The organism is Orrella sp. 11846 (genome assembly GCF_048820935.1).
Taxonomy (GTDB): Bacteria; Pseudomonadota; Gammaproteobacteria; order Burkholderiales; family Burkholderiaceae_B; genus Algicoccus.
The window spans coordinates 68,212-92,682 of record NZ_JBMERD010000001.1 but is presented as its reverse complement, the minus strand read 5'-3'; the positions used below and the strand labels follow the sequence as shown (position 1 = coordinate 92,682).

Sequence of the window (24,471 nt, the reverse complement as noted above, 5' to 3'; positions counted from 1 at the left end):
GCGCAACATGCAATCTCACGATGTCGCGGCTCATCAGCCGCAAATTCAAGCCATCAGGGCTGAACTCGAACACGCGCGGGCTCAATCTATTGCACGATATCGCGAGGATTTACAGGCGACCCGCCTACTGCGTCATTTATGTCGCCACGCTGACGTCGCCTTGCGAGCATTGCTCAAAGTTTATCCTTTGCCTACAGGCGCAGCCTTGGCTGCAGTAGGTGGCTATGGACGCGCAGAGCTCTATCCCTACTCCGACGTGGATTTATTGATTCTGCTCGCACAAGCTCCAAATTCCGAACAAACGCAACAAATTGAAAAACTAATTGCAGCCCTCTGGGACTTGGGTATTGAACCAGGTTGTAGTGTGCGTACGATGGAGGAAGCGTTGCTTTATGCACGCGAGGACATCACGATTGAAACGGCGCTACTGGAAATTCGACATGTTGCCGGACAACGCAAGCTCGTTCAATCATTTGAGACTGCACTCAATCAACAACTCGATGCGCGCGAATTCTTTCGGGCCAAGCTCGCAGAAATGCAACAGCGTCACGCACGGTTTGCAAACACACCTTACGCACTCGAACCTAATTGCAAAGAATCCCCTGGTGGCTTGCGTGATCTGCAAATCATTCACTGGCTTGCACGAGCCGCTGGATTTGGCAAGAACTGGACTCAAATCGCCCGTAGTGGCATGCTCAGACCTCAAGAAGTTCGAGACTTGCGACGTGCACAAAACGCATTTACTCGATTGCGCGTGGAATTACATCTAATGGCCAAACGCCGTGAAGATCGATTGGTGTTTGATTTTCAGCATCGCTTGGCGAGCATCTATGGCATTGAATCGAGCTCAACGCATCGCGCCAGTGAAATCCTGATGCAACGCTACTACTGGGCAGCTCGCTTAGTCACACAACTCAACACCGTCTTGATTGAAAGTTTACGCGACCATTTGTTTCCTGTTGCCAGACAACAAGCCATTCCGATTGATCCGTATTTTCTGAATCTACAAGGCCGCTTAGACATTGCACACGACAATGTCTTTCAAGATGACCCTAGACAGTTGTTGCGAGCCTTTCTCGTCATACAACAAAACCCTGCAATACACGGCATGACCGCTCGCACATTGCGAGCAATCTGGCATGCACGGGTTTTGATTGACGCCGCATTTCGAAGAGATCCGTTTAATCGTCAAACCTTTTTACAAATCCTGAAAGAACCTGAAGGCATTGTGCGCACGTTAAGACGCATGACGATGCTCAACATTCTGCCCAAATATCTGCCTGTTTTTAGGCGCATCGTGGGTCAAATGCAACATGATTTATTTCATGCTTACACCGTCGACCAACACACCCTTTTAGTCATTCGTCATTTGCGCCGATTTACACAAATCGAACATGCGCAAGAGTTTCCGCTTTGTTCTGGCATCATGGCGGGGTTTGACCGTCACTGGCTTTTGTATGTCGCAGCACTCTTTCACGACATTGCCAAAGGCCGAGGGGGTGATCATTCTGAACTGGGCGCCCAAGACGTACAACGTTTCGCCAAAGACCATGGCCTACAAGCCGATGAAACCGATCTAGTGGTCTTTTTAGTTGAACAACATTTATTGATGTCTCGAGTTGCTCAAAAGCAAGACCTTTCCGACCCTCAAGTCATCGCTAAATTTGCAGACCAAGTCGGCTCAATCAGACGTTTAAACGCCCTTTACCTACTCACCGTGGCTGATATTCGCGCTACTGGCCCTAAAATTTGGAATGCGTGGAAAGGCAAACTACTCGAAGACCTTTACCACCAGGCTAGACGCACTTTGGGATCTACGACAACGGATCACACTAAAACGGCACTGCAGGAACGCATCGAAGAAGCCTCGACGCAGATTCGAGAATTTGGACTCACCACAGCTCAGCGTGAAATGGTTTGGAATACGCTTGATGTGGCGTATTTCTTACGTCATGAAACCAGTGACATTGCTTGGCATACGCAGCAGCTGCATTCGCATGTGCACAGTGATCAACCCATTGTGCGTGCCCGCCCCTTCATGGTTGAAGACAGTTTACAAGTCATGGTTTACACACCAGATCGTGAAGATTTGTTCGCTAGTATTTGTGCATTTTTCTGGGCGCATGCATTGGACGTGTTGGATGCGCGAATTCATACGACTCGAGAAGCTTACGCATTGGATACGTTTATTGTGCTTTTTGCACCAACCCAGATCGATCCGAATATCTTAGCTTCAAATTTGGCCACAAGCCTAACCCAACATCTGAGTGCACCGAACCCACAAAACTTGCCTAAAATCAGTGCGACATCTGCGCTATCTCGCATGTCTCGCGCCTTTCCCATCGAACCCACGGTGGAATTACAACCCGCTGTCGGTGCTGACGAGTGGCGACTCGCGATTATGGCAACTGATCGTCCAGGCTTATTGGCGCAGCTCGCACAAGTCTTTGTCGCCTTTAAAGTCAATGTCATTAGCGCTAAAGTGATGACTTTGGGGGAGCGCGTTGAAGATATCTTTATGATCCATGCACCCCAGCTCGCGAGTGAGCGTATTTTGCGACAATTTGAACGTACGATTTACGGTCAGCTCGCCAATGTAAGTGCATCTCATCCCAAATAAACGACAGACTCACAGTCACAAACACAACAATTTTATTGGGTGTCACTGGCCTTATTCGTTACACTGAACAAATTCGTCTCTTCAGATTCTGACAACGCATTGATAACAAACATGAAACGCCTCATGCCAATACGATCATCCAAATTCTTTTTTGCGCTCACCGCTTTATTGACCGGTAGTTCTTTACTCGTGGCTTTGTTTGCGCAACATATACTGGACATGCCACCCTGCGCTTGGTGTGTTTTGCAGCGCGTGATCTTTCTAATTCTATTTGTATTGTCGTGTTTTGGCTTGTGGATACAGAGCACGACGCGCACTCTGGCGCTCTTACTTACACTGGCATTTGGCATCGCAGGCGTGGCTGCTGCCTATCATCAGGCAACCGTCGCTTCAGCCTCATTGAGTTGCGACATGACACTGGCAGACCGTCTCATCACGAGCAGTGGATTAGACAGTCTGATGCCGGGCTTTTTTGGTGTGTATGCAAGCTGCTTTGAAGCCAATGTTGATTTTCTGGGTGTACCGTTTTCAGGGTGGGCACTGATTCTATTTAGTGCCATCACCCTGATGGGTTTGTGGATCTGGCCGGTCAGAAATCATTCGCTGCAAAGCCAAGATTAATCTGTAAACCATTGCCGCTAGGCGTTTCTTCACGGGGTTGCGCAATTTGGAGTAGCAACTCCGGGGTGATATCGCCTGTGATGTAATCGCCCGTGAAACAGGCAGACTCAAAGGTTTTAAGCGCTGGATTCAAATCACGTACGGAATTTTCCATGTCATCGATATTTTGATATATCAGTGCATCAGCGCCAATAATATGCGCGATCTCATCCACATCACGTCCATTAGCAATGAGTTCCTGCTGTGTGGGCATGTCAATACCGTAAACGTTCTGGAAACGTACAGGTGGAGCTGCCGAAGCCAAATAAACTTTATTCGCACCCGCTTCACGTGCCATATCAACAATCTGACGACTGGTTGTACCTCGAACAATCGAATCATCCACCAACAGCACATTTTTGCCATGAAACTCCGCACCAATGGTATTGAGCTTTTGCCGAACTGATTTTTTGCGCACAGCCTGTCCTGGCATGATAAAGGTTCGACCGATATAACGGTTTTTAATCAACCCTTCACGATACTCAAGGTTCAAGTGCTTAGCCAGTTGCATGGCCGCGGGGCGACTGGAATCGGGTATTGGCATCACGACGTCAATATCCCCAAGTGGAAGTGCTCGAGCCACTTGCTCGGCCAGATACTCTCCCATACGCAAACGTGCACCATACACAGACACGCCTTCAATAGCTGAATCTGGTCGTGCAAAATACACGTATTCAAAAATGCACGGTGCGTGAATCTTAGGTTCTGAACACACCTGGTGACTCAACTTGCCATCGAGCGAAATAAAGATCGCTTCACCCGGTAAGACATCGCGCTCAAACGAGAATCCAAGCCCTTCGAGCGCCACCGATTCAGAAGCGACCATCCATTCTTTCCCAGATGGGGTTTCCAAACTTCCTAAGCACAAAGGACGAATTCCATGGGGATCACGGAATGCCAGCAGTCCGTAGCCTGCAATTTGCGTGACCACCGCATACGCACCACGCACTCGGTCATGGACAGCCCGCACAGCCTTAAAAATAGCCGTTTCATCCAAAGAAACACCATTGGCCGCCCGTTGAAGCTCATGTGCCAAAATATTCAGTAAAACTTCAGAGTCTGAATTGGTGTTGATATGACGTTGATCGATGCGAAACAATTCATCTTTTAATTCACGCCAATTGGTCAGATTGCCGTTATGCGCAAAGGTCAATCCAAACGGTGCATTCACGTAAAACGGTTGTGCCTGCTCCACACTTTGACTTGAGCCAGCCGTGGGATAACGAACTTGCCCAATCCCTGTAAAACCTGGCAAAGCGCGCATATTTCGGGTTCGAAACACATCACGAACCAAGCCGTGACCTTTGTACATATTGAAGTGATTGCCATCAAACGTTGCAATACCGGCAGCGTCCTGGCCACGGTGCTGCAGCAGAAGCAGCCCGTCATAAATCAGTTGGTTGACGGGACTGTGCGCTACGACACCAATAATTCCACACATGTGAGTTCCTGGAATGACGATAAGAAAAAAACGTAAAAAACAAATACAACTAAAAGCAAAAATCGATGAGTACGTACATCAAGCGTAAATCAAAAACAACTGTTTATTGAACTGCGAATATCTGGATTAATACGGCAACCATTGTGCAGCCGACTCTGGCAAGCGGTGTTTAATCTGTCGAACGGCATTTTCTGCAGTATCTGAGAACATGGCATTTCGCCACCAAGGTTCGTCAATCACTGGTGTATAACCCAACACAATCACGATCAGCAAACTAATCAACAATCCCCGAACCAGTCCGTACACAATCCCCAGACCGCGGTCTGCGCCACTCATCCCTGTTTCACGCAGTAGACCACCAAGCATCATATTAAAGAGGCCAATCACAAGCAAGATCACGACGAAAACAAGTACATACGCCACACCTAGGCGCAAATAATCGTTACTGATCCAATACATCCAAGACTGACGACCCAGCAGCGGCCCCCACCAGATTGCACCCAGCCCCGCCAGTGCATAACTCACCAACGACAGCAATTCTTTGATCAGCCCTCGACGCACCCCTAAAAATACGGAGACGCCCAGAATGATCAGTAAACCATAGTCAAATCCGGTCACTGTGTTGCGATAAAGCCGTTAGGATAACCCAGCGTACGCAGGCGGGTTTGTGCAGCCTGAGCCGCGTCTCTCGAATCAAAAGGACCGACACGAAGTCGGAATGTTGTCTTACCATTGACAGTTGCTTGCTCGACAAATGCGTTACTGACACCTTCGCCACGAAGCTTATTACGCATGGCTTGTGCATCATTTTGTGTGCTGTAGGCGGCAACCTGTACCACCAATCCAGATTTAGACTGCGGTGCAGATGCGCCAGAAGATGGCGTACGGCCACCTAAGAGTGCAAGCGCAGCAGAACCGTCATCCGTGCGCTCAATCGGCTTGGCAGCAGGTGTCGTAGGTTTCTCATCCACTTTTGCGGGTTTGTCCGCCGGTTTCTCAGCCACAGTTTCAACGGGCTTGACGGCATCTGCCTTAGTCGCACTCGCGTCAGGCTGAATTTCAGCGACCTTCTCACCTTGTGTGAGTTCATCAACAGGCTTGAGACTCGCATCCGTTTCAGTGGCCGCCACATCGGTTGCCGTCTGAGCATCAATCGGTTTGAAATCAGGCTTAAATGGTGCATCACGGCTAGGCACAGTGATTTTGACAGTCGGTGAAACAGGTTTTGGTTCACTGTCTAACAGCATTGGTAAAACAATCACGGCCGCCAAGACCAATGCAATTGCGCCTGTCAGCCGACGTCGTGCGCGCACACGCATCGCATTCGCTTGCGCCTCACTACTGACTGATGGACGCGGTCGATCCGGTGTCTTTGAAGATGGTTTTCTAGAAAACAAACCCATGACTTAATCCTGCTCAAACCTGAATGAGACGCAGCAATCTGACAAGCTAACTACCTGATCCTTGTACCAGCTCACTGCGTATACACCATTGATTGATTCTAGCGCTGATCAGTCGCGACCCAAGTGGACTAAGACCTCACCCACTGTGATAAAAGAACCAAACGCCACAATTCTATCATTCACAGTCACTTTCTGACTCGCAGCTTCAAAGGCTTGCGCAGGTGAGTCAAAAATCAACACCTCAGGCACCGGTTCATTTGGCTTATCTGCAAAATCCAATGCAAGCTGTGCTTCAACACGTTCTTTCAGTGCTTGGCCAGACAGACCCCGCTCGCCAGGCAGCGTTGCACAGTACCAAGCATCGAATCGTTTAGACAACGTATGAACCACTTGCTCAATGTCTTTGTCACCCAGAATGCCAAACACCGCGTAGGTGTACGGGAAAAATCCCATACCAGCTAAGTTTTTATCAAGCACTGCAGCCGCATGCGGGTTATGTGCAACATCTAGCACAATCGCAGGTTGTCCAGGCAGAAACTGAAAACGCCCTGGCACCTTCGCTTGCAACAAGCCCAAACGCACAGCTTGTTGTGGCACCATCAGTTGATCTCTGAGTGCCTCAATGGCAGCAAGCGCCCCACTGGCATTCAGGAGCTGATTGGCACCTCGTAACCCTGGATAACCCAATGCGTTGCGTCGGCGACCACGTGCAGCAAACGCCCACTGCTGACGATCACCCGAATAATTAAAATCCTGACCTTGAACCCAAAGGTCTGCACCGATTGATTTGGCGTACTCAATCACACTTTCAGGCGGCTGAGGGTCTGCGCAGATTGCAGGTTTACCAGGACGGAACACATGGGCTTTTTCTAGGCCGATGGTTTCACGATCGGCACCCAGCCAGTCTGTGTGGTCAATATCAATACTTGTTACAATGGCACAATCGGCATCGACGAGATTAACAGCATCCAGACGACCGCCCAGCCCAACTTCCAGCACCCAGGCATCAAGCGATTCTTGCGCAAACAGCCAGAGAATGGCAAGGGTTGTAAACTCGAAATACGTAAGACTAGTGTCCCCACGTGCTTTTTCAACCACCTCGAATGCTTGCAGAAATTGTGCATCAGTAGCCGATTCCCCATTGATTCGAGCACGTTCATTAAAATGAATCAGGTGTGGTGAGGTGTATACACCAACTCGATAGCCTGCCGATAATAAAATGGCTTCAAGCATGGCACAGGTTGAGCCTTTGCCATTCGTTCCAGCCACCACAATCTTGATGGCGGAACTATCGAGCCCAAGATTGGCTGCGACAGCACGAACCCGGTCAAGCCCGAGATCAATTTTTTGAGGATGCATTTGCTCGAGTTGTTCGAGCCATTCAGGAAGTGTTTGAGCTTGGATGGAAGCGGACATCAGGTAGTTTGCCTTGTAGACTGTTCCCGGTGGAACATGGGATGAATCACAACCTTGAATGTTACGCTTTTATGCGCAACTTTGCTCTAATGGCCGCACTGTGCGTACAACTGCACAACCCACTAATTTTTAAATGACGATATAGGTATCATGAGTCAACCCAAAAAAAACATGGATCGCACGGCCAGCTCGCTGATGATCATTATGTGCATGATCTGGGCAATCCAACAGTCAGTCATCAAGATGATTGCCTTAGATATGGCACCGACTTTGCAGATCGGTTTGCGCTCCATCATTGGCGTCATTTGCATTGCTTGGGTGATGAAACGGCGCAATATTTCGTTCGCCTTACACAAAGGCCCTTGGAAAGCGGGCTTAATCGTAGGCGCAATGTTTGCCTTGGAGTTTTTGTTTATCGGTGAAAGTCTGGCACGTACTAGTGCTTCTCACTTGGTGATTTTTTTGTATACTGCCCCCATTTTTACCGCGCTTGGCTTGCACTGGAAGCTTCCACTCGAGCGTTTGTCATCGCGTCAATGGAGCGGCATTCTTTTGTCGTTTGTCGGAATTTTCATTGCATTTTTAGGTGGGTTTCTGACACCCGATTTGGATTGGCGCACGATTCTGGGTGACATTTATGCATTGTTAGCCGGTTTAGTCTGGGGTCTGACCACAGTCGTTTTGCGCTGCTCAGATCTCAATCGAATTCACCCCACACAAACGACCCAGTATCAGCTCATCATGGCGTTCATCATTTTATGTTTGGCCGCCATCGTGACGGGACAAACAGACGTAAATTGGACACCACTCGTCATTAGTGCCGTTATCGGGCAAGGCATTCTGATTTCATTTGTTTCTTTACTCATCTGGTTCTGGCTATTGACGGTTTATAACGTGTCTCAACTGGCCGCTTTTTCATTCTTAACCCCGATTTTTGGAGTGGCATTTGGGGTGATTTTGCTCGATGAACCATTGAGTCTGAATTTTATTTTAGGTGCCATGCTCGTGATTCTGGGTGTTGCCATCGTGAATCATCCCAGTTCAGCGTCACGTCCTTCCAAACATCTCAAACAAGGTTCATAAACAATGTGTCTAGCCGTTCTCGCTTTACCCTCCTCGTCTGCCTGGTCTTGGGCCGTCGTCGCAAACCGTGATGAAGAACACGCTCGCCCATCACTTGAGATGCAACCTTGGGAAGACAATCCTCAAATTCTCGCTGGACGCGATTTACAAGCCGGTGGTACCTGGCTCGGTGTCCGTACCGATGGACGTTTGGCCTTGTTGACCAATGTGCGCGAACCAGGTCGTTTTCAAACACAAGCACCGTCACGCGGCCATTTGGTTGAGGGTTTCTTAAAAAACTCACAAACACCCGCCGATTATCTCAAAGGCCTTCAAGCCAGCGCCAATGAATACAATGGGTTTAATCTTTTAGTGGGCCACAACGCAGACTGGCATTACGCCTCGAACCGTGCGAACCAGTGGCAACAAGCCGTTACACCAGGGTTTCATGGTTTATCCAATGCGCTGCTCGATACCCCATGGCCTAAACTGGTACGAACTCGCCAAGCGGTCACTGACGTCCTCACTCAGACGCCTCAGCGTGTTCCCACAACGTCCAGCATTCAAACCTTGCTGCACTCTTTAGCAAAAATTATGCAAGATGACGCACCAGCGCCAGATGTCGATCTGCCGCAAACGGGCGTCGGTCTGGAGAGAGAACGTCTACTGTCCTCGCCTTTTATTCGTAGTGACTTGTATGGCACGCGCTGTACGACCGTTGTATTACAAGAAAGAAACGGGCCGATTTATGCGTTGGAAATAAGCTATTTGCCTAGCGGGCAAATGCATGGCCAACGGTTGTGGACGAGCACACCAGACCAAATCTGGACGCCTTGGTCTGGCGAGAGTTAATACTTTAATCGCGGGGGTGTTAACCGAGCCGTGCTTTGACTCGCGCTGAGACTTGACCCATGTCGGCACGCCCGGCGAGCGCTTGCTTCAGTGCGCCCATGGCTCGACCCATCAGCGCTGGCCCTTGAACCCCTTGCGCACCCAGATCAGCCAATGTCTGCTCAATGACGGTGTCGATTTCAGCGTCGTCAGCCTGCTTAGGTAAAAACGTCAGGAGTACTTCAATTTCTGCCAAATCCGAGGCAGCTTGTTCTTGACGCCCTGCCTGCTCATAAATTGCGCTCGATTCACGCAATTGTTTCACTTGTTTTTCAATGACAGACAATGTCTGTTCATCTGTCAGTGGTTTCTGATTATCAATTTCCAGTTGCTGGATTGCCGCACTCAACATCCGCAGCGTCGTCACACGTGCACTGTCACGGGCGCGCATCGCTTCTTTTGTTGCAGTGGCAATGTTTTCTTTCAATGACATTTATAAATTTCCTTAAGTCAATCGAGGTTTAATTAATTTGAACGACGCCATGGCTTTTGCAATCACCCGACCTTCATCGTTCAGAATTTCACCCTCACAGAAGCAAATCGATGAACCTCGTCTGATACACCGAGCCACACAAATCAAATCCGTTTCAGCAGGCAAGAGAAAATTGGATGACAAATCAATCGTCACCACACCGACGTTTAACGGATCATGTGAGCGACCTGCTGCACTTAAGGTGAAATCCAGTACGCTTAAAAGCGCACCTCCATGTAAGTGGCCACGACTATTGACCAATTCACGGCGGTATGGCAACCGAGTTTTGGCTTGATCATTGCCAATTTCTAAAGGTTCAAGCCCAATAAAATCAAGATACGGAATTAACAGACCAAAATGACTGCGCTGCGCTTCTTCTGCCGGCAAGCTCTTCATAAAAACCACTCTTTAAATTAAAAAAACAGAATTCAACAATCGCTACATTTCAACGAACACTTAGCGACGTTTTTTTGCTGCCGTCTCAGCACTGGCTGATTTGCCAGGGAAGTAATTCACGCAACTGGGCACTCCAAAGCGAATCGCCGCTTCCATGGCATCAACCGCAGTACGGTTCCAGATATTGATCCCCCACATGCGAACATCAACTACTGTGCTATCTGCCCCACGTGCCTGAAAACCCATCTCCGCAGCGACCGTATTTGTAAACCGCATCAGAACTTGAATTTGCGCACGCTGTGCGTCGGGTGAAATCTGTGCCGTGATGGGTGCATTGTCATCAGACATCAAGCAATAATTTGTTTGCGCCATCGCGCGGTCATACGCTTGTTGCAAAGGAATAGGAACCGTAAAACTGGTGTTAGGTGCGTTACTTGAAGTCGCACCCGAACAGCCTGCTAAGGTCACAACGGCCAGACAACTGGCCACAATTGAGATGCCTTTCATCAAATTTACGCGAGAAACCCCGTGCTTACGCTCGGAGAGGGATAGCGTGCCACAAACGTTGTGACCCAGCCTCGCTGCCTCCTGTCGGAATGTGCTATCGGATGGATTGAGTGAACCTAGATGGAACAAAAATGTCTTTCAACCTCGAAATTCTAACATTCACTTTTTTAATTCAGCGACGTGCAACCGTACCATCACCTTCAACTGGGAGTATGCTACCCAAAATTTTAACTCGGGTCGCTTGTTGGCTTAATTTTGTTTCACTCCGACAAAAAGGAATCGTCCATGGTGCTTCGGTTTTCTAGAATTTGGTTCATTATCATTGCATTACTCGGTGCAAGTGGCGTTGCATTAGGAGCTGTAGCTGCCCACGCAGTCAATAACCCTATTGCAATCACATCATTGGAGCGTGCGACCACCTATCATTTAATGCATACCATTGCTTTACTCGCATTAAGCGGACTCACTCTACGCTGGATAGGACTGGTTCGAATCTTGATGCTCATCGGCCTGATCGTCTTCAGTGGAGCGATTTACGCCAAATACTTGATGGGCATACCATCACTCGGACAGTATGCCCCCATGGGTGGCACGATGCTCATTTTAAGCTGGCTCGTATTGGGCATCAGTGCCTTACTGCATAGAACCAATTAAAGAATGCCCCGATCTCGTAAGCCTTGAATTTGCTCATCACTCAAGCCCAACTCGCCTTTAAGAACATGCTCTGTATGCTGCCCTAGTAATGGTGCAGGATTTTTCAGTTGCACAGGCGTGTCTGACAAACGAATCGGGTTGGAGACGATAGGTACGTCAACACCGATCGGGTGTTTGAGGGACGATTTCATTTGACGGTGTTTCACTTGAACATCTTCAAACACCTGATCCAACATGTAAATAGGCCCACATGGCACGTTATTGGCTTCAAAAATATCAACCCACTCCATCATCGTTTTAGCCAGCATGGCCTCATCCAAAATCGGAATCAAATCCAGCCGGTTGCGCACGCGGTCTGCGGATGCTTTAAAACGCGGGTCTTCAGCCAACTCTGGCATACCGATGGAACGACACATGTCTTTAAACTGTGAATCATTACCAACGGCCATGATGATATCGCCTTCTTTACAGCGAAACACTTGGTAAGGCACGATATTGGTATGAACGTTCCCCATGCGCTTGGGTACCTGATCACTAAAGAAGTAATTCATCGACATATAAGATGTCAGAGACACGGTGCTATCCAACAAGGACATATCAATATACTGACCTTTGCCGCTGATATGACGATGTTCAATCGCTGATAGGATGGCCGCAGTCGCATACATACCCGTGGCCAGATCACTAATCGCCAGACCGAATTTAATTGGACCACCACCGGGCTCTTCATCGGGCTTACCGGTGATGCTCATCAGACCACCCATGCCTTGGAACACAAAATCATAGCCGGGTAACTCAGCATAAGGACCCGTTTGGCCATACCCTGTAATGGAGCAATACACCAGACGCGGATTCAATGCACTCAATGACTCATAATCCAACCCATAACGCTTCAGATCGCCCACTTTATAGTTTTCAACGACGATGTCGGCTGTTTTAGCGATTTCACGGATGAGTTCCTGACCTTCAGGCGTCGAGATATCAACCGTGACTGATTCCTTGCCGCGGTTGACCGCCATAAAGTAGGAGGATTCTCTTGTCTCATCACCCTGTGCATCCTTCAAAAACGGTGGCCCCCACGAACGCGTGTCGTCACCTCGCACAGGACGTTCAATCTTAATCACTCTGGCCCCAAGATCAGCCAACATCTGAGTAGACCAAGGTCCTGCAAAGATACGTGTCAGATCTAGCACCCGCAAATGTTCCAAAGCTTGTCTCATGATTTCTGTTTCTTCCTATTAAAGAGTAGTCAAACGACTCATCGCCGATACACAATAGCAGAACCCATCGGTGAATGGTTCATTTCGATTAAATGTAAAACTTGGCCTTCATAAAATCCCAAGGGGTCGTTCTAAATGATAAAAGAAAGGCACATCGTTTTGATGGCATGATTAAGACACCTTTTAATTCAACTAGTGAAGATAGATAACTCATGACTTTACGAGACAAAGCATATATTGTGGGTGCCTATGAGCACCCCACTCGCAAGGCACCGGATAAATCTGTTGCTCAACTGCACGCTGAATCCGCCAAAGGCGCTTTAGCCGATGCGGGTCTGTCCTTAAGCGACATTGACGGTTACTTTTGTGCAGGTGATGCACCAGGCCTCGGTGGTCTGAGCATGGCCGACTACATGGGCCTAACCAATCTGCGTCACATCGACACCACAGAAACAGGTGGTTCTTCTTACCTGATCCACGTGTCGCACGCTGTTCAGGCCATTGCTATGGGACGCTGCGACATCGCACTGATTACCCTCGCAGGTCGCCCACGTTCAGCAGGCTCCTCCGGCATGCAACCACGTAGCTGGGGTGCTGATATTCCTGACGTGCCATTCGAAGCGCCTTATGGTGCAGTGACCGTCAACAGCTATGCCATGGTCGCCGCTCGTCACATGTACGAATACGGCACCACGCCCGAGCAATTGGCTTGGGTTAAAGTGGCTGCCTCACACCATGCACAACACAACCCCAATGCGATGCTTAAAAACGTCGTCACGGTTGAAGATGTCATTAACTCACCCATGGTGTCTTGGCCGCTCAAGCGTCTGGATTGCTGCGTCGTCAGTGACGGCGGTGGTGCACTGATCGTAGCTCGCCCAGAAATCGCACGCGAACTCAACCGTCCATTGGTCAGAATCCGCGGTGCCGGTGAAGCCGTCAAAGGCCAACTCGGCGGTGAAATCGACCTCACATGGTCTGGTGCTCGTTATTCCGGTCCACGTGCTTTTGAAGAAGCTGGTGTGACCCCACAGGACATCAAATACGCATCCATCTATGACAGCTTTACAATCACTGTCATCATGCAGCTCGAAGATTTGGGCTTTTGTAAAAAAGGTGAAGGCGGTAAATTCGTGGCTGACGGCAACCTGATTTCAGGTGTCGGTAAGTTGCCGTTCAACACCGACGGTGGTGGACTGTGTAACAACCACCCCGCAAACCGCGGTGGTATCACCAAAGTCATCGAAGCTGTGCGTCAGTTGCGTGGCGAAGCCCACCCTGCCGTACAAGTACCAAATTGCGATCTAGCCCTAGCCCATGGAACTGGCGGTCTGTTGGGATCGAGACATGGCAGTGGCACCCTGATTATGGAGCGTGTGTAATCATGAGTAACCCATATCTGCCCAATAACCTCCCGGCCCCAGTCATCGAACCTGGTGACGAACACTACTGGGAGCAGGCACGTGCCGGAAAACTGGCCATTAAAGCTTGCAAAGAATGCAACAAGTACCACCACTATCCGCGTGCTTTGTGCCCATTTTGTTTCGGTGAAACTGAGTGGAAAGAAAGTACCGGTAAAGGCACCATCTATTCACTGAGCATTATGTCTCGAGGCAATCCAAACCCGTATTGCATCGCCTATGTGACCCTCGAAGAAGGTGTCACCATGATGACGCAAATCGTGGATTGCGATTTTGATGACCTCAAAATCGGTCAGGCGGTTGAATTGGTTTTCAAACCCACTGTGGGCGAAGATACGCCGCCAGTGCCGGTCTTTAAACCCGTTTAACACCGACCTTATCCGTTTAATTTAAATGGATTGAAAACCCGCTTGTTAACTCAGGCGGGTTTTTTTATGTGAATACCAAGCATTCAAATTCAGCTCAACCACAACGCGTATACTGGTGCGCTGATTTTGATGCATCGATTGAGCTCAGCTTTAAGCTGACATCATCTTTAATTTTTCTTTCTAATTGCGAAGGCTTCAAACGTGTTGCATTCCCTCTATCAATGGACCATGTCACTGGCCAGTCACCGTCATGCCATGTGGGCATTGGCTTTTGTTGCCTTTATTGAAAGCTCCGTTTTCCCCATTCCACCCGATGTCCTGATGATTGCCATGATTGTGGCGCAACCCTCAAAAGCTTTTCGAATTGCCGCCGTTGCCACCATCGCCTCAGTTTTAGGCGGTATTTTGGGATATTGGATTGGTTATGGGGCCTACGAAACCGTGGGTAAATATGTGCTGGAGTTTTACGGCAAGCAGGAATACTTCGATCAGTTCAGTGCCCGTTACAACGAATGGGGTGCTTGGGCCGTGCTCATTGGTGGATTGACACCCTTCCCGTACAAAGTCATCACTATTTTGTCGGGTGCAACCGGGCTGTCTTTACCGATCTTTATTGTGTCATCTATTGTGGCTCGAGCTGGACGCTTCTTTTTAGTCGCAGCCTTACTCTGGAAGTACGGCGCACCCATACGTGACTTTATTGAAAAACGACTCGGACTCGTCTTTACGGTCTTTGTCTTGTTGTTACTAGGTGGCTTTGTCGTGGCCCGTTATTTTCTTTAAGCGCAAGTACCGCACAAACCTTATTCAAAATCAACACAATACGACACAATGCCTGTCAGACATCCATTTGATCTGACAGGCCTTATTACTTCAAACGTCGTTTTCACTTCAATTGAAACTTACGGTGTGGTCTGAATGCCCAACCATTGATTAACCATATCGTTAACGGATTTGCGCAGGATGCCATCAGGCAAAGACTGACCATTCACGGTAAAGGTTTCAGGCGTCAGTTCATAACGCAGACCGATACCATCTCGAGTTGTTTCAAACAATCCACTCACGAGCGCCAAAAGCGAACCTGCCTTTAAATTCGTCAACCGCACCTGCCCTTCGGTAACAAGATACTGATCAAATGGCAAGAGATCCGTTGACTGATACAAAGCGTCTGGCATTTGCATCAAATTCAAGGTGGCTTGTGCCTGAATGTCCCCCAAGCCTGTTTTTGCTTGCGTAATCACGGCATCGCCATCTAACCCCTTCAGCATCAAATCACGCATTGCAGGCTGCCACCAATCAGGCTTGGTCTCTGTGGGTGCAATTAAGCCCGCAACCGATCCCATTAATAAAGGGCCAAACGCTTGTGCATCCAAATGACGCCAGGTCATTTTGCCGCGAACATCCTGAGCACTCCAGAAATTACTGTGTAAACCCACAGCCTGCATTTCAAGATCCAGTCCGACACGCTCCCCAGATCCGAGGACGTGCTGACCTGATTGACCCGAAGCACACACAGGCGTTGCTGAGACTGCAAAGCCTTCGATTTGTCCCACAGACAGCATCACCAACTGCGACTTCACCACATAGCGCTGACCAATACATTGACCCGGCACCCAATCGGTTTCAATCGTCACTTCTTTTAATTGAGATTCGATTTTTTGATTCCGAATGTACTCAATCGAAGGCCAGTGCACTTGTGTCGTCACGCCTTGCGCATTGCCTTTCAACTTACCTTGCAAGGCTGCCAAACGCACAATCGTGCCTTCCTGAATTAACTCTTGAGCAGGCATCGCCAGATCGGCATTGAATACGCCCTCCCAGCTTAAAACCCCTTGACCCGTCAATCGTGTCTGATCGGCTTGAATCAACTGCGTCTTAATATTGGCTAAGCGACCTGGCCAAAGCGCATGATCCAGCGTGTAATCAATCCGAAAGATCAAATCAGATGCAACAGGTGTCGCATCCACAGGACTCATGCTCAGCACATAGTAGCCACTGGACTGCCAGATGCCTTGATCATGACTTTGCTCGCGAATTTGAAACCCAGAAAAATCAGGTGCTTTTTGTTCGACGATGGCATTGAGATGCGATTGGGCCCGCTCACCCACAAAGTAGCTTCCTGCACCGTATGCCAGTCCGAGCACCACCACGGTGCCCACAACCCAGCCCATGGGCGAGCGTTTTTTGCGGCGCCGAGGTTTTGTCTGAAATGTCTCAGGACTTAAATCCTTGGAGGCAATAGTTTCGGGTTCAGAAGATTGCGTCATAACCTGCTCACTTTTGTACAAACATCAAAAATTCTAAAGACCAGCACCGCGCGCAAGAATTGGCCAAATCGCATGAACACGCCCTTCTTTCACGACAATCAACTCGTCGTAAAGGTTCACCGTCGGATCACAATGTCCCGGAATCAGCAGCAACTGTTCCCCTAACGATAACTGTAAATCGTCATTTTTGGATTGAACAATGCCGTGCTCGTCCGATGCTTTGACATACTGCAGTTCAGGACGCCCCCAAACGGAAGGCATTCCGGAATCGGTGCTGGAAGCTTTCAGACCCGCATCCACCACGGCGATTCTTTTTTGCGCAATGCTTTGCACGGTTGTTAATACAAAGAGCGCATGTTCAAATCGCACGTCACCCAACCCCATTTCATTGTCGGCATAGTCGCGATCCATAAAGACATAAGAGCCTGGCTGGACTTCCTGATACACCCCACTGTCTCTTTCTAACCAGAAGGTGCCCGTGCCGGCTCCAGTCACAATGGGGACTGACATACCGACTGCCTCAATTTGCTGGATCGCTTGGCGCACCCGACTGCTTGCAAACTTAATCGCTGCAGCCCGTTCACGCGGGGTACGCAAATGCTGTGCCGCGCCGTGATAAGCATGTAGACCAGCAAAGCGTATTCCGTCTAAGGCATGAATCTGACGTGCCAGAATGACTGCCATTTCAACGCTGCAACCACAGCGACCAGCCCCGACATCCAGTTCAACGTACACATCCAGCTCAGTTTGACTGCCCACCATGACGCGGCTTAAGGCCTGTACATGGTCTTCATCATCGACCAACACCCCCAGTCGGACTGATTCAGCCAAGGCGCGCACATGAGACAATTTGCGCGCACCCACCAATTGGTTCGTCACCAAAATGTCTTTGACGCCTGCTTGGGCAAACACGGCCGCTTCGCTCAACGTCTGGCAACAAATCCCCACTGCACCAGCTTGTAACTGACGCAACGCAATTTCTGGGCATTTATGGCTTTTAGCATGTGGGCGCAAACGCACTCGACGTGTTTCTTGCGCCATGCGATTCAAATTACGCTCAAAGACATCTAAATCCAAAATGAGTGCGGGGGTATCAATTTCATGAACCTCATCACCCACTTCACAAGCTTTCCACGGCAACATCCCAGCACCTTTCCCAATGATCCCAATCAACAATGAAATGCACTTATGACAACGATGATCTCACACATCAGAGGTTTTGCGAATGCAAGCAGGCAAACAACGTTGTCAATCTGCTGACCGAGACTTGTCAACACCCCGACCAGTCCCGCATGATGAGGGCTCGTCATGACTTTTAGAGCAAAGGCACAGTATGGAGACACATTCAATAACACCCGCATTGCAACAAGTTCGGGCACAAACCAAACTTCTCGTTTTTGATGTCTTTGGCTCGGTGGTGGATTGGCGCGGTAGTGTGGTCAGAGATCTCAGTGCCTGGGCCCAACCTCTAAACATCGACATTGACTGGAACGCCTTTGCCGTTGCTTGGCGCAAGCGTTATCAACCGCAAATGGAGCAAGTACGCAATGGCACCCGACCCTGGACGATTCTTGACACGCTGCATCGTGAGTCGCTCGATATCTTGCTGGATCAATTTGGCCTCACTGATCTGAGCGAAGCACAAAAACAACACATCAATCTGGTCTGGCACCGTTTAGATGCCTGGCCTGATGCCATTGCTGCCTTGTGGCGTCTTAAAGCGCACTACACCATTGCCCCGCTTTCAAACGGCAATGTATCTTTACTGACCCATATAGCCAAACACACAGGACTCCCTTGGGATCTGGTGCTCTCCACTGAATGGTTTAAAGCGTATAAACCACAGCCCCAAACCTATCTGGGGGTCGCTGAAATCATGGGGCTTGAACCTCACGAAGTCATGCTGTGTGCAGCCCACAACCCGGATCTGGCAGCGGCCCAAGCCTGCGGTTTAAAGACCGCTTTTTGGGCGCGTCCGACCGAATATGCGGATGATCAAACACAAGATTTGGTCGCACAAGGCAACTGGGATGTCGTCGCCACTGATATGCGCGATTTAGCCCATCAGCTGTGCGATTAAAAATCAAAGTGATTTATCAAAGGAGTTTTAAAACGAGGTGTTTCCTTAAACGCCGAAACCTTTGCACGCATAATCATGGGTGGTCTGTGGCACAATCTTGCAGGTTTTCTTTTTAATTGACCAGCGGGTGCTACAGACGCCCCTTCTAAAGACTCATGACCGAACTTCTCCAAGATTTTGTGCCACGTACACCCGAAGTGGTTCATCAACGTATCATCACGCAGCTGGCGCAGGAACTCAATGTCCGGCCTCAGCAAATCCAAGTGACCGTCGCTTTATTACAAGAAGGCGCAACCGTTCCTTTTATTGCACGCTACCGTAAGGAAGTGACTGGTGGCTTAGATGACACCGTGTTGCGTGAACTGGAAGTTCGTCACATCTATCTCAAAGAGCTCGAAGAGCGGCGCGACAGTATTTTGGCGTCGGTGGCCCAACAAGAAAAGCTCACCGTCACACTAGCCAAAGAACTCGATGCCGCAGACAGCAAGCAACGCCTAGAAGACTTATACGCTCCCTACAAGCCCAAACGTCGCACGCGTGCGCAAATCGCCCGTGAAGCAGGTCTTGAGCCACTGGCACAAACTTTGTTAACCGACCACACCGCACAACCCGAAACGCTTGCGGCGAGTTACGTCGATGCAGACAAAGGCGTCGCTGACATCAAAGCAGCACTTCAAGGTGCACGCGACATTCTGGTTGAAGACTTTGCACAAGACGCCAATCTAGTGAGCCAAATTCGTGACTCATTAGAAAAATATGGATTACTCGTTTCTCGAGTCATCAAAGGCAAAGAGCAAGAAGGTGCCAATTTTCAGGATTGGTTTGATTTTGAAGAACCTATACGCAGCATTCCATCCCATCGTGTGCTTGCCATGTTTCGTGGTCGCCAACAAGGTGTGTTAGACATACGTATCGCTTTGCCGGCCGATCAACAAGAACAAACACCCCACCCTTATGTGGCCAAAGTCGCAGCGCACTTTAAATTGCCATCTGGGATTTTCTCAGCACAGGCCAATGATCGTGAACGCTGGCTAGCGGAAGTCTGCCAATGGACATGGCGCATTAAGCTCGCCACTCAGTTTGAATTAGAGCTGGTGAGTAAATTACGTGAGCAAGCCGAAAGCGAAGCAATTCGTGTTTTTGCCGCCAACTTGAAAGATTTGTTACTCGCACCGCCAGCTGGTGCAAAAGCCATTCTGGGCTTGGATCCTGGGATACGTACTGGTGTGAAAGTCGCTGCGATCGACTCAACCGGTAAAGTCTTACAGACGGCCACGATTTTTCCATTTGAGCCTCGACGTGATGTGCAAGGTAGCTTGCGCACCCTCGAACAAATGGTTCGCACCCACAACATTTCACTGATTGCGATTGGTAACGGCACGGCGTCACGCGAAACCGAACGCTTGGTGACTCAACTGCGTAAACAGATGTCGGATTTTCCAGTCGCCCATGTCGTGATTTCAGAAGCGGGGGCTTCCGTTTATTCAGCCAGTGCGCTGGCAGCCGAAGAGTTTCCAGACTTAGATGTCAGTTTGCGCGGTGCGGTCTCCATTGCCCGACGGTTACAAGACCCCTTGGCTGAGCTCGTCAAAATCGAACCCAAAGCCATTGGTGTGGGCCAGTATCAACATGATGTGAACCAGCGTGAGTTAAGTCGCAGTCTGGATGTGGTCATTGAGGACTGCGTTAACGCCGTGGGTGTCGATGTCAACACCGCATCAGCTGCGCTTTTGCGCCAAGTTTCAGGCTTAAACAATACGTTGGCCAGAAACATTGTGGCGTATCGCGATGAACAAGGTGCGTTTCAAAACCGCAAAAGCTTGTTAAAAGTGCCTCGTTTTGGTGAAAAGACTTTTGAGCAAGCCGCCGGATTCTTACGCATTACGGATGGTGACAACCCATTAGATGCCTCTGCGGTTCACCCAGAAGCCTACCCTGTCGTTAAAAAGATCCTCGATGAGATCCAGGCCAATATTCGTGACGTCATGGGGAATCAAGCTGCTCTAAAAAACGTCGCACCATCCAAGTTCGTCGATGAACGATTTGGATTGCCCACGATCACCGATATTTTGTCGGAGCTAGAAAAACCCGGTCGTGACCCACGTCCAGAGTTCACCACCACACAATTTGAAGAAGGCGTTGAATCACTCAATGACTTAAAAGTTGGCATGATTCTCGAAGGCGTGGTCACCAACGTAGCCAATTTTGGGGCCTTTGTGAACGTCGGTGTGGACCAAGATGGTTTGGTGCATATTTCAGAGCTATCTCAGCAGTTTGTGAAAGACCCACGCGATGTGGTCCGTACGGGACAAACCATCAAAGTCCGAGTACTTGAAGTGGATCTTCAACGCAAACGCGTAGCGCTTAGCATGCGTCTTGAGGGCGACGCTGGCTCATCAGCCGGATCACCAAACCGAAACCATCGTGGATCTACCCCTAAAAACAAGCGCAGCTCGCAACCGACCAGAGAGTCAACTGGCAACAATGCTATGGCTGCGGCTTTTGCGAAGCTCAAATCCAAATAGACAAAGTACACAATCCTCGTAAAATAAAAGTCACGCGGATTGATTGTTTTATATTTTTCGTGACTGTTTTATTGATTGATGAGTAGTTTTTAATCATCGGTTTCTTATTTTCTTGTTTTTGAAGTCCAACCCTCACCCGATTCAGCATGTTCGACCAACATGCTGAATCTCACTATTTGTAAAAAAATTCTTATCTCGAGTGACTATGACTCGACGAATCACAAAGCATCGGTAAAATCAGGTATCGAACTTGATTCTTTAAAACGACTGTCAAATCACTCGCCAAGCCGATTTGCGATTTAACAGACCAACCAACGCGACACAAGAGCCGTATGGAAAGTCATTTTTCCCTTATCACGACATTAGCAAGTGGATTCACCCTAGCCTTAATCTTTGGGTTGATCGCTGAGCGCCTTAAAACCCCCGCATTGGTTGGGTATTTGCTGGCGGGGATTGTGATTGGACCCGCCACACCGGGTTTCGTAGCAGACACGGATCTGGCCCACCAGCTCTCTGAAATCGGGGTCATGCTCCTGATGTTTGGTGTCGGTTTGCACTTTTCGATTCACGATTTGATGGCCGTCAGACGCATTGCGGTACCAGGCGCTATTTTACAAATGGCTGGTGCCACCTTGCTTGGGACGCTTGCCGCTTATTTTTGGGGCTGGAGTCTGACGGAAGCGATTGTGCTGGGTTTATCACTGTCTTGTGCTAGTACCGTTGTTTTATTAAAAGCGCTCGAAAAACAAAATGCGCTCGATAGTGAGAACGGACAAATCGCCATCGGTTGGCTCGTTGTTGAAGATTTAATCACTGTCCTGATTCTGGTGCTTTTGCCCACCATGGCAAGCTTCCAAGGTGGTGATACAGGCAGCAGCGCACAATCGACAGACACCTTGGCCTTATTAAAAGTCATTGGCATCACTTTGCTGCAAGTTGGTGGTTTTGTGGCTCTAATGTTGATTGTTGGGCGGCGTGTCTTGCCTTGGCTCCTCTGGCGCGTCGCACGCACTGGATCACGCGAACTCTTTACGCTGACAGTCATCACCTGTGCGATTGGTATTTCTTACGGTGCCGCCGAACTCTTTAATGTGTCATTTGCCTTGTGTGCCTTTTTCTCAGGCATGGTGATGCGTGAATCCGAATTCAGTCACCGCGCAGCTGAAGAGTCTTTGCCTTTGCGTGATGCGTTTTCAGTATTGTTTTTTGTCGCAGTCGGCATGCTCTTTGAGCCATCGATCTTAGTAAATCAACCGCTACATCTACTGGCCGTAGTGGGCATCATTGTGTTTGGCAAATCGATCATTTCATTCATTATCGTGATGCTCTTTCGCTATCCGCTTAAAACGGCGCTAATGGTCAGCGCGAGTCTTGCGCAAATTGGTGAGTTTTCTTTTATCTTGGCTGGACTTGGACTCACACTCGGACTATTGCCGCTAGAAGGCATGCATTTGTTGCTTGCCGCTTCACTCATCTCAATTGCGGTCAATCCCCTACTCTTTATGGCGATTCCACCGATCAAGAAAGTATTCATCAAGTTCTCACCGGATTTTGTGCATAAAACGGATGCGCATATTGATCCAATCAGCGAATTGCCACTAGATTACAGCCAAGCACCGTTAGACAAACCGGTTGTACTCGTGGGTTATGGTCAAGTGGGTCGACGAATTGCGGAAACCTTGCGCGCGGCCGAATTGCCTTGTGTGGTGATTGAGCGTCATCGTGAAGTCGTCGAAGCACTGAGAAATGAAGGCGTTGCCGCCATCGCGGGCGATGCCCATGAAACAGAGGTTTTACTACACGCTCAAATTATGCAAGCTTCCATGCTCGTCATTACCGTGTCAGGGACCATGGCTGCCCAACCCATCATGGATCAAGCCATTGCCATCAATCCCAATCTGGAAATCGTCTTACGCACACAAAGCGAGGAAGAATGGCGTTTGCTGCGTGAACAACAATTGGGGACAGTGTTTTACGATGCCCATGAGTTGGCTAAAAACATGGCTGTATATATTTTAAACCGTTACGAGGTAGACACTGAGTCACTTGACTTACCCGTCTTTGGAGACTCAGTATCCGGTACGGCAGCGACGACTGAGATGGCTCACGGCACCAACAACACATCGCAAGGTAGCCACTGAAGCAATTGACCGCTGGCGCTACCCAATAAAAGGCTCTTAATTCCGCCGGCGCCGCGGTTGCCTAAAACGACCAGATCGGTTTCTTGCTCTAACACTCTGGACAGAAGCTGGCGCACAAACACACCAGTTTCGGCCACAGGTCGTACAAGTTGCGGCTCAGACAAGTTGGGCGTTTCTTCCAAAAACGTGCGCATTTGCGCAATTATCTCTTGATTTATTCGAATAAGCTGCTCCGCATCGGGTCGTGACATCCCGCGCGCAGGGTTTCGTGCGTGATAGAGCGTGAGGACTTGCTGGGCAAACATCACATCGGCAAGCTGCAAAGCTCGACGCGATGCGGGTGAGAAATCGGTTCCGACGATGATTTTTCGGTAAGGTCCCAAAGCGCGTTGGCGCACAATCAAAATCGGCACTTTGACAGTTTGCGCAAGACTTTCGACGGTAGAACCCAGTACAAAACGTCCAAACGGTTCGTTATGGCTGACTGCCACCACAACTAGATCGGCTTGCTTTTCTTGAACGACCGCACGAATCTGCCCAGCCGTATCCGTGCCCTTCATAAAACGAAAATTGATCGGCACATCCGTTGCAGGCACGTCATGACGCAACTGGGTGTGAGCAAGTCGCAGCATCGCACCCTCATCTTGCCCTTCTAGCCACATCACCGATTGGTGTAGAGGTGTTGTCGGATCAGTCACAGTGACGGCAGTGAGTTGTGATCCCCACATTCTGGACAGATAAACTGACCTATCCAACGCTCGATCACATCGGGCACTTAAATCAGTGGCCAGAACGACCCGTGCTGGCGTTTTGATAAGATCGGCATCAATCGCATTCGACATCATTGCTTTCCTCTAAAATTTGCCTGAAAACAGTACTCTCGGCCGTGTCGAATAGAATAGCGAGAAGTTTTCAATCCCTTTTTTA

The 24,471-nt window shown here is 49.3% G+C and carries 22 protein-coding genes; 11 read left to right on the top strand and 11 right to left on the bottom strand.

The genetic code is table 11. The features are described 5' to 3' along the window. Positions 1-7 precede the first annotated feature (7 nt). Both ACOI06_RS00470 and ACOI06_RS00465 read left to right on the top strand, forming a co-directional pair. Complete coding sequence (locus ACOI06_RS00470; protein ID WP_420660461.1) at positions 8-2,620, top strand: [protein-PII] uridylyltransferase; 2,613 nt, start codon at positions 8-10, stop codon at positions 2,618-2,620. 123 nt (positions 2,621-2,743) lie between these two features. Further along, positions 2,744-3,241: a disulfide bond formation protein B gene (locus ACOI06_RS00465; RefSeq protein ID WP_420660459.1), complete on the top strand. Its 498-nt coding sequence runs from the start codon at positions 2,744-2,746 to the stop codon at positions 3,239-3,241. Here the strand turns inward: ACOI06_RS00465 and purF are convergent. From purF to folC, 4 genes are all read right to left on the bottom strand, one after another. Then, positions 3,210-4,721: an amidophosphoribosyltransferase gene (purF, locus tag ACOI06_RS00460; RefSeq protein WP_420660458.1), complete on the bottom strand. Its 1,512-nt coding sequence runs from the start codon at positions 4,719-4,721 to the stop codon at positions 3,210-3,212. The genes ACOI06_RS00465 and purF overlap by 32 nt on opposite strands. A gap of 126 nt (positions 4,722-4,847) precedes the next feature. After that, entirely contained in the window at positions 4,848-5,339 is a 492-nt protein-coding gene (locus tag ACOI06_RS00455; protein ID WP_420660457.1) for a CvpA family protein, read from the bottom strand. After that, the gene (locus tag ACOI06_RS00450) at positions 5,336-6,124 is read right to left on the bottom strand and encodes an SPOR domain-containing protein (protein WP_420660456.1); all 789 of its coding nucleotides are present in this window, start codon (positions 6,122-6,124) and stop codon (positions 5,336-5,338) included. The genes ACOI06_RS00455 and ACOI06_RS00450 overlap by 4 nt, the downstream gene beginning before the upstream one ends. 108 nt (positions 6,125-6,232) lie before the next feature. After that, positions 6,233-7,540 carry a bifunctional tetrahydrofolate synthase/dihydrofolate synthase gene (gene folC, locus ACOI06_RS00445; protein WP_420660454.1) on the bottom strand — a complete coding sequence of 436 codons (1,308 nt, stop codon included), beginning with the start codon at positions 7,538-7,540 and terminating at the stop codon, positions 6,233-6,235. A 150-nt stretch (positions 7,541-7,690) separates the two neighbouring features. On the opposite strand from folC, the gene ACOI06_RS00440 reads away from it, so the two are divergent. Both ACOI06_RS00440 and ACOI06_RS00435 read left to right on the top strand, forming a co-directional pair. Beyond that, a complete protein-coding gene (locus ACOI06_RS00440; RefSeq protein WP_420660452.1) occupies positions 7,691-8,623 on the top strand; it encodes a DMT family transporter in 933 nt (310 codons plus the stop codon). 3 nt (positions 8,624-8,626) lie between these two features. Next, positions 8,627-9,454: an NRDE family protein gene (locus tag ACOI06_RS00435; RefSeq protein WP_420660451.1), complete on the top strand. Its 828-nt coding sequence runs from the start codon at positions 8,627-8,629 to the stop codon at positions 9,452-9,454. A 19-nt stretch (positions 9,455-9,473) separates the two neighbouring features. Here the strand turns inward: ACOI06_RS00435 and ACOI06_RS00430 are convergent, their stop codons facing one another. From ACOI06_RS00430 to ACOI06_RS00420, 3 genes are read right to left on the bottom strand one after another with little or no spacing between them, the layout of a single operon-like run. Further along, on the bottom strand, positions 9,474-9,926 hold the full coding sequence (locus tag ACOI06_RS00430; protein ID WP_420660449.1) for a GatB/YqeY domain-containing protein: 453 nt from the start codon (positions 9,924-9,926) through the stop codon (positions 9,474-9,476). 12 nt (positions 9,927-9,938) lie between these two features. Beyond that, on the bottom strand, positions 9,939-10,361 hold the full coding sequence (locus tag ACOI06_RS00425; protein WP_420660448.1) for a PaaI family thioesterase: 423 nt from the start codon (positions 10,359-10,361) through the stop codon (positions 9,939-9,941). 60 nt (positions 10,362-10,421) lie between these two features. Continuing rightward, the gene (locus tag ACOI06_RS00420) at positions 10,422-10,868 is read right to left on the bottom strand and encodes a BPTD_2524 family lipoprotein (RefSeq protein WP_420660447.1); all 447 of its coding nucleotides are present in this window, start codon (positions 10,866-10,868) and stop codon (positions 10,422-10,424) included. 285 nt (positions 10,869-11,153) lie between these two features. On the opposite strand from ACOI06_RS00420, the gene ACOI06_RS00415 reads away from it, so the two are divergent. Beyond that, the gene (locus ACOI06_RS00415; RefSeq protein ID WP_420660446.1) at positions 11,154-11,522 is read left to right on the top strand and encodes a DUF423 domain-containing protein; all 369 of its coding nucleotides are present in this window, start codon (positions 11,154-11,156) and stop codon (positions 11,520-11,522) included. Here the strand turns inward: ACOI06_RS00415 and ACOI06_RS00410 are convergent. Continuing rightward, the gene (locus ACOI06_RS00410) at positions 11,519-12,742 is read right to left on the bottom strand and encodes a CaiB/BaiF CoA transferase family protein (RefSeq protein WP_420660445.1); all 1,224 of its coding nucleotides are present in this window, start codon (positions 12,740-12,742) and stop codon (positions 11,519-11,521) included. The genes ACOI06_RS00415 and ACOI06_RS00410 overlap by 4 nt on opposite strands. A gap of 212 nt (positions 12,743-12,954) precedes the next feature. Here ACOI06_RS00410 and ACOI06_RS00405 point away from each other — a divergent pair, with 212 nt between their 5' ends. From ACOI06_RS00405 to ACOI06_RS00395, 3 genes are all read left to right on the top strand, one after another. Beyond that, entirely contained in the window at positions 12,955-14,124 is a 1,170-nt protein-coding gene (locus ACOI06_RS00405) for a thiolase domain-containing protein (RefSeq protein WP_420660444.1), read from the top strand. A gap of 2 nt (positions 14,125-14,126) precedes the next feature. Continuing rightward, positions 14,127-14,531, top strand: coding sequence for a Zn-ribbon domain-containing OB-fold protein (locus ACOI06_RS00400; RefSeq protein ID WP_420660443.1), 405 nt, complete (start codon positions 14,127-14,129; stop codon positions 14,529-14,531). Between the two features lie 201 nt (positions 14,532-14,732). Further along, a complete protein-coding gene (locus tag ACOI06_RS00395) occupies positions 14,733-15,314 on the top strand; it encodes a YqaA family protein (RefSeq protein ID WP_420660442.1) in 582 nt (193 codons plus the stop codon). A 119-nt stretch (positions 15,315-15,433) separates the two neighbouring features. Here the strand turns inward: ACOI06_RS00395 and ACOI06_RS00390 are convergent, their stop codons facing one another. Both ACOI06_RS00390 and ACOI06_RS00385 read right to left on the bottom strand, forming a co-directional pair. Continuing rightward, a complete protein-coding gene (locus ACOI06_RS00390; RefSeq protein ID WP_420660441.1) occupies positions 15,434-16,798 on the bottom strand; it encodes a DUF945 family protein in 1,365 nt (454 codons plus the stop codon). A 33-nt stretch (positions 16,799-16,831) separates the two neighbouring features. Continuing rightward, a complete protein-coding gene (locus tag ACOI06_RS00385; RefSeq protein ID WP_420660440.1) occupies positions 16,832-17,941 on the bottom strand; it encodes a DSD1 family PLP-dependent enzyme in 1,110 nt (369 codons plus the stop codon). Positions 17,942-18,131: 190 nt separating this feature from the next. Between ACOI06_RS00385 and ACOI06_RS00380 the strand changes: the two genes are divergently transcribed. From ACOI06_RS00380 to ACOI06_RS00370, 3 genes are all read left to right on the top strand, one after another. Then, on the top strand, positions 18,132-18,878 hold the full coding sequence (locus ACOI06_RS00380) for a haloacid dehalogenase type II (protein WP_420660439.1): 747 nt from the start codon (positions 18,132-18,134) through the stop codon (positions 18,876-18,878). 155 nt (positions 18,879-19,033) lie between these two features. After that, entirely contained in the window at positions 19,034-21,403 is a 2,370-nt protein-coding gene (locus ACOI06_RS00375) for a Tex family protein (RefSeq protein WP_420660438.1), read from the top strand. A 332-nt stretch (positions 21,404-21,735) separates the two neighbouring features. Beyond that, positions 21,736-23,544, top strand: coding sequence for a cation:proton antiporter (locus ACOI06_RS00370; RefSeq protein WP_420660437.1), 1,809 nt, complete (start codon positions 21,736-21,738; stop codon positions 23,542-23,544). Here the strand turns inward: ACOI06_RS00370 and ACOI06_RS00365 are convergent. After that, entirely contained in the window at positions 23,508-24,386 is an 879-nt protein-coding gene (locus tag ACOI06_RS00365) for a universal stress protein (protein ID WP_420660436.1), read from the bottom strand. The genes ACOI06_RS00370 and ACOI06_RS00365 overlap by 37 nt on opposite strands. Positions 24,387-24,471: the final 85 nt, after the last annotated feature.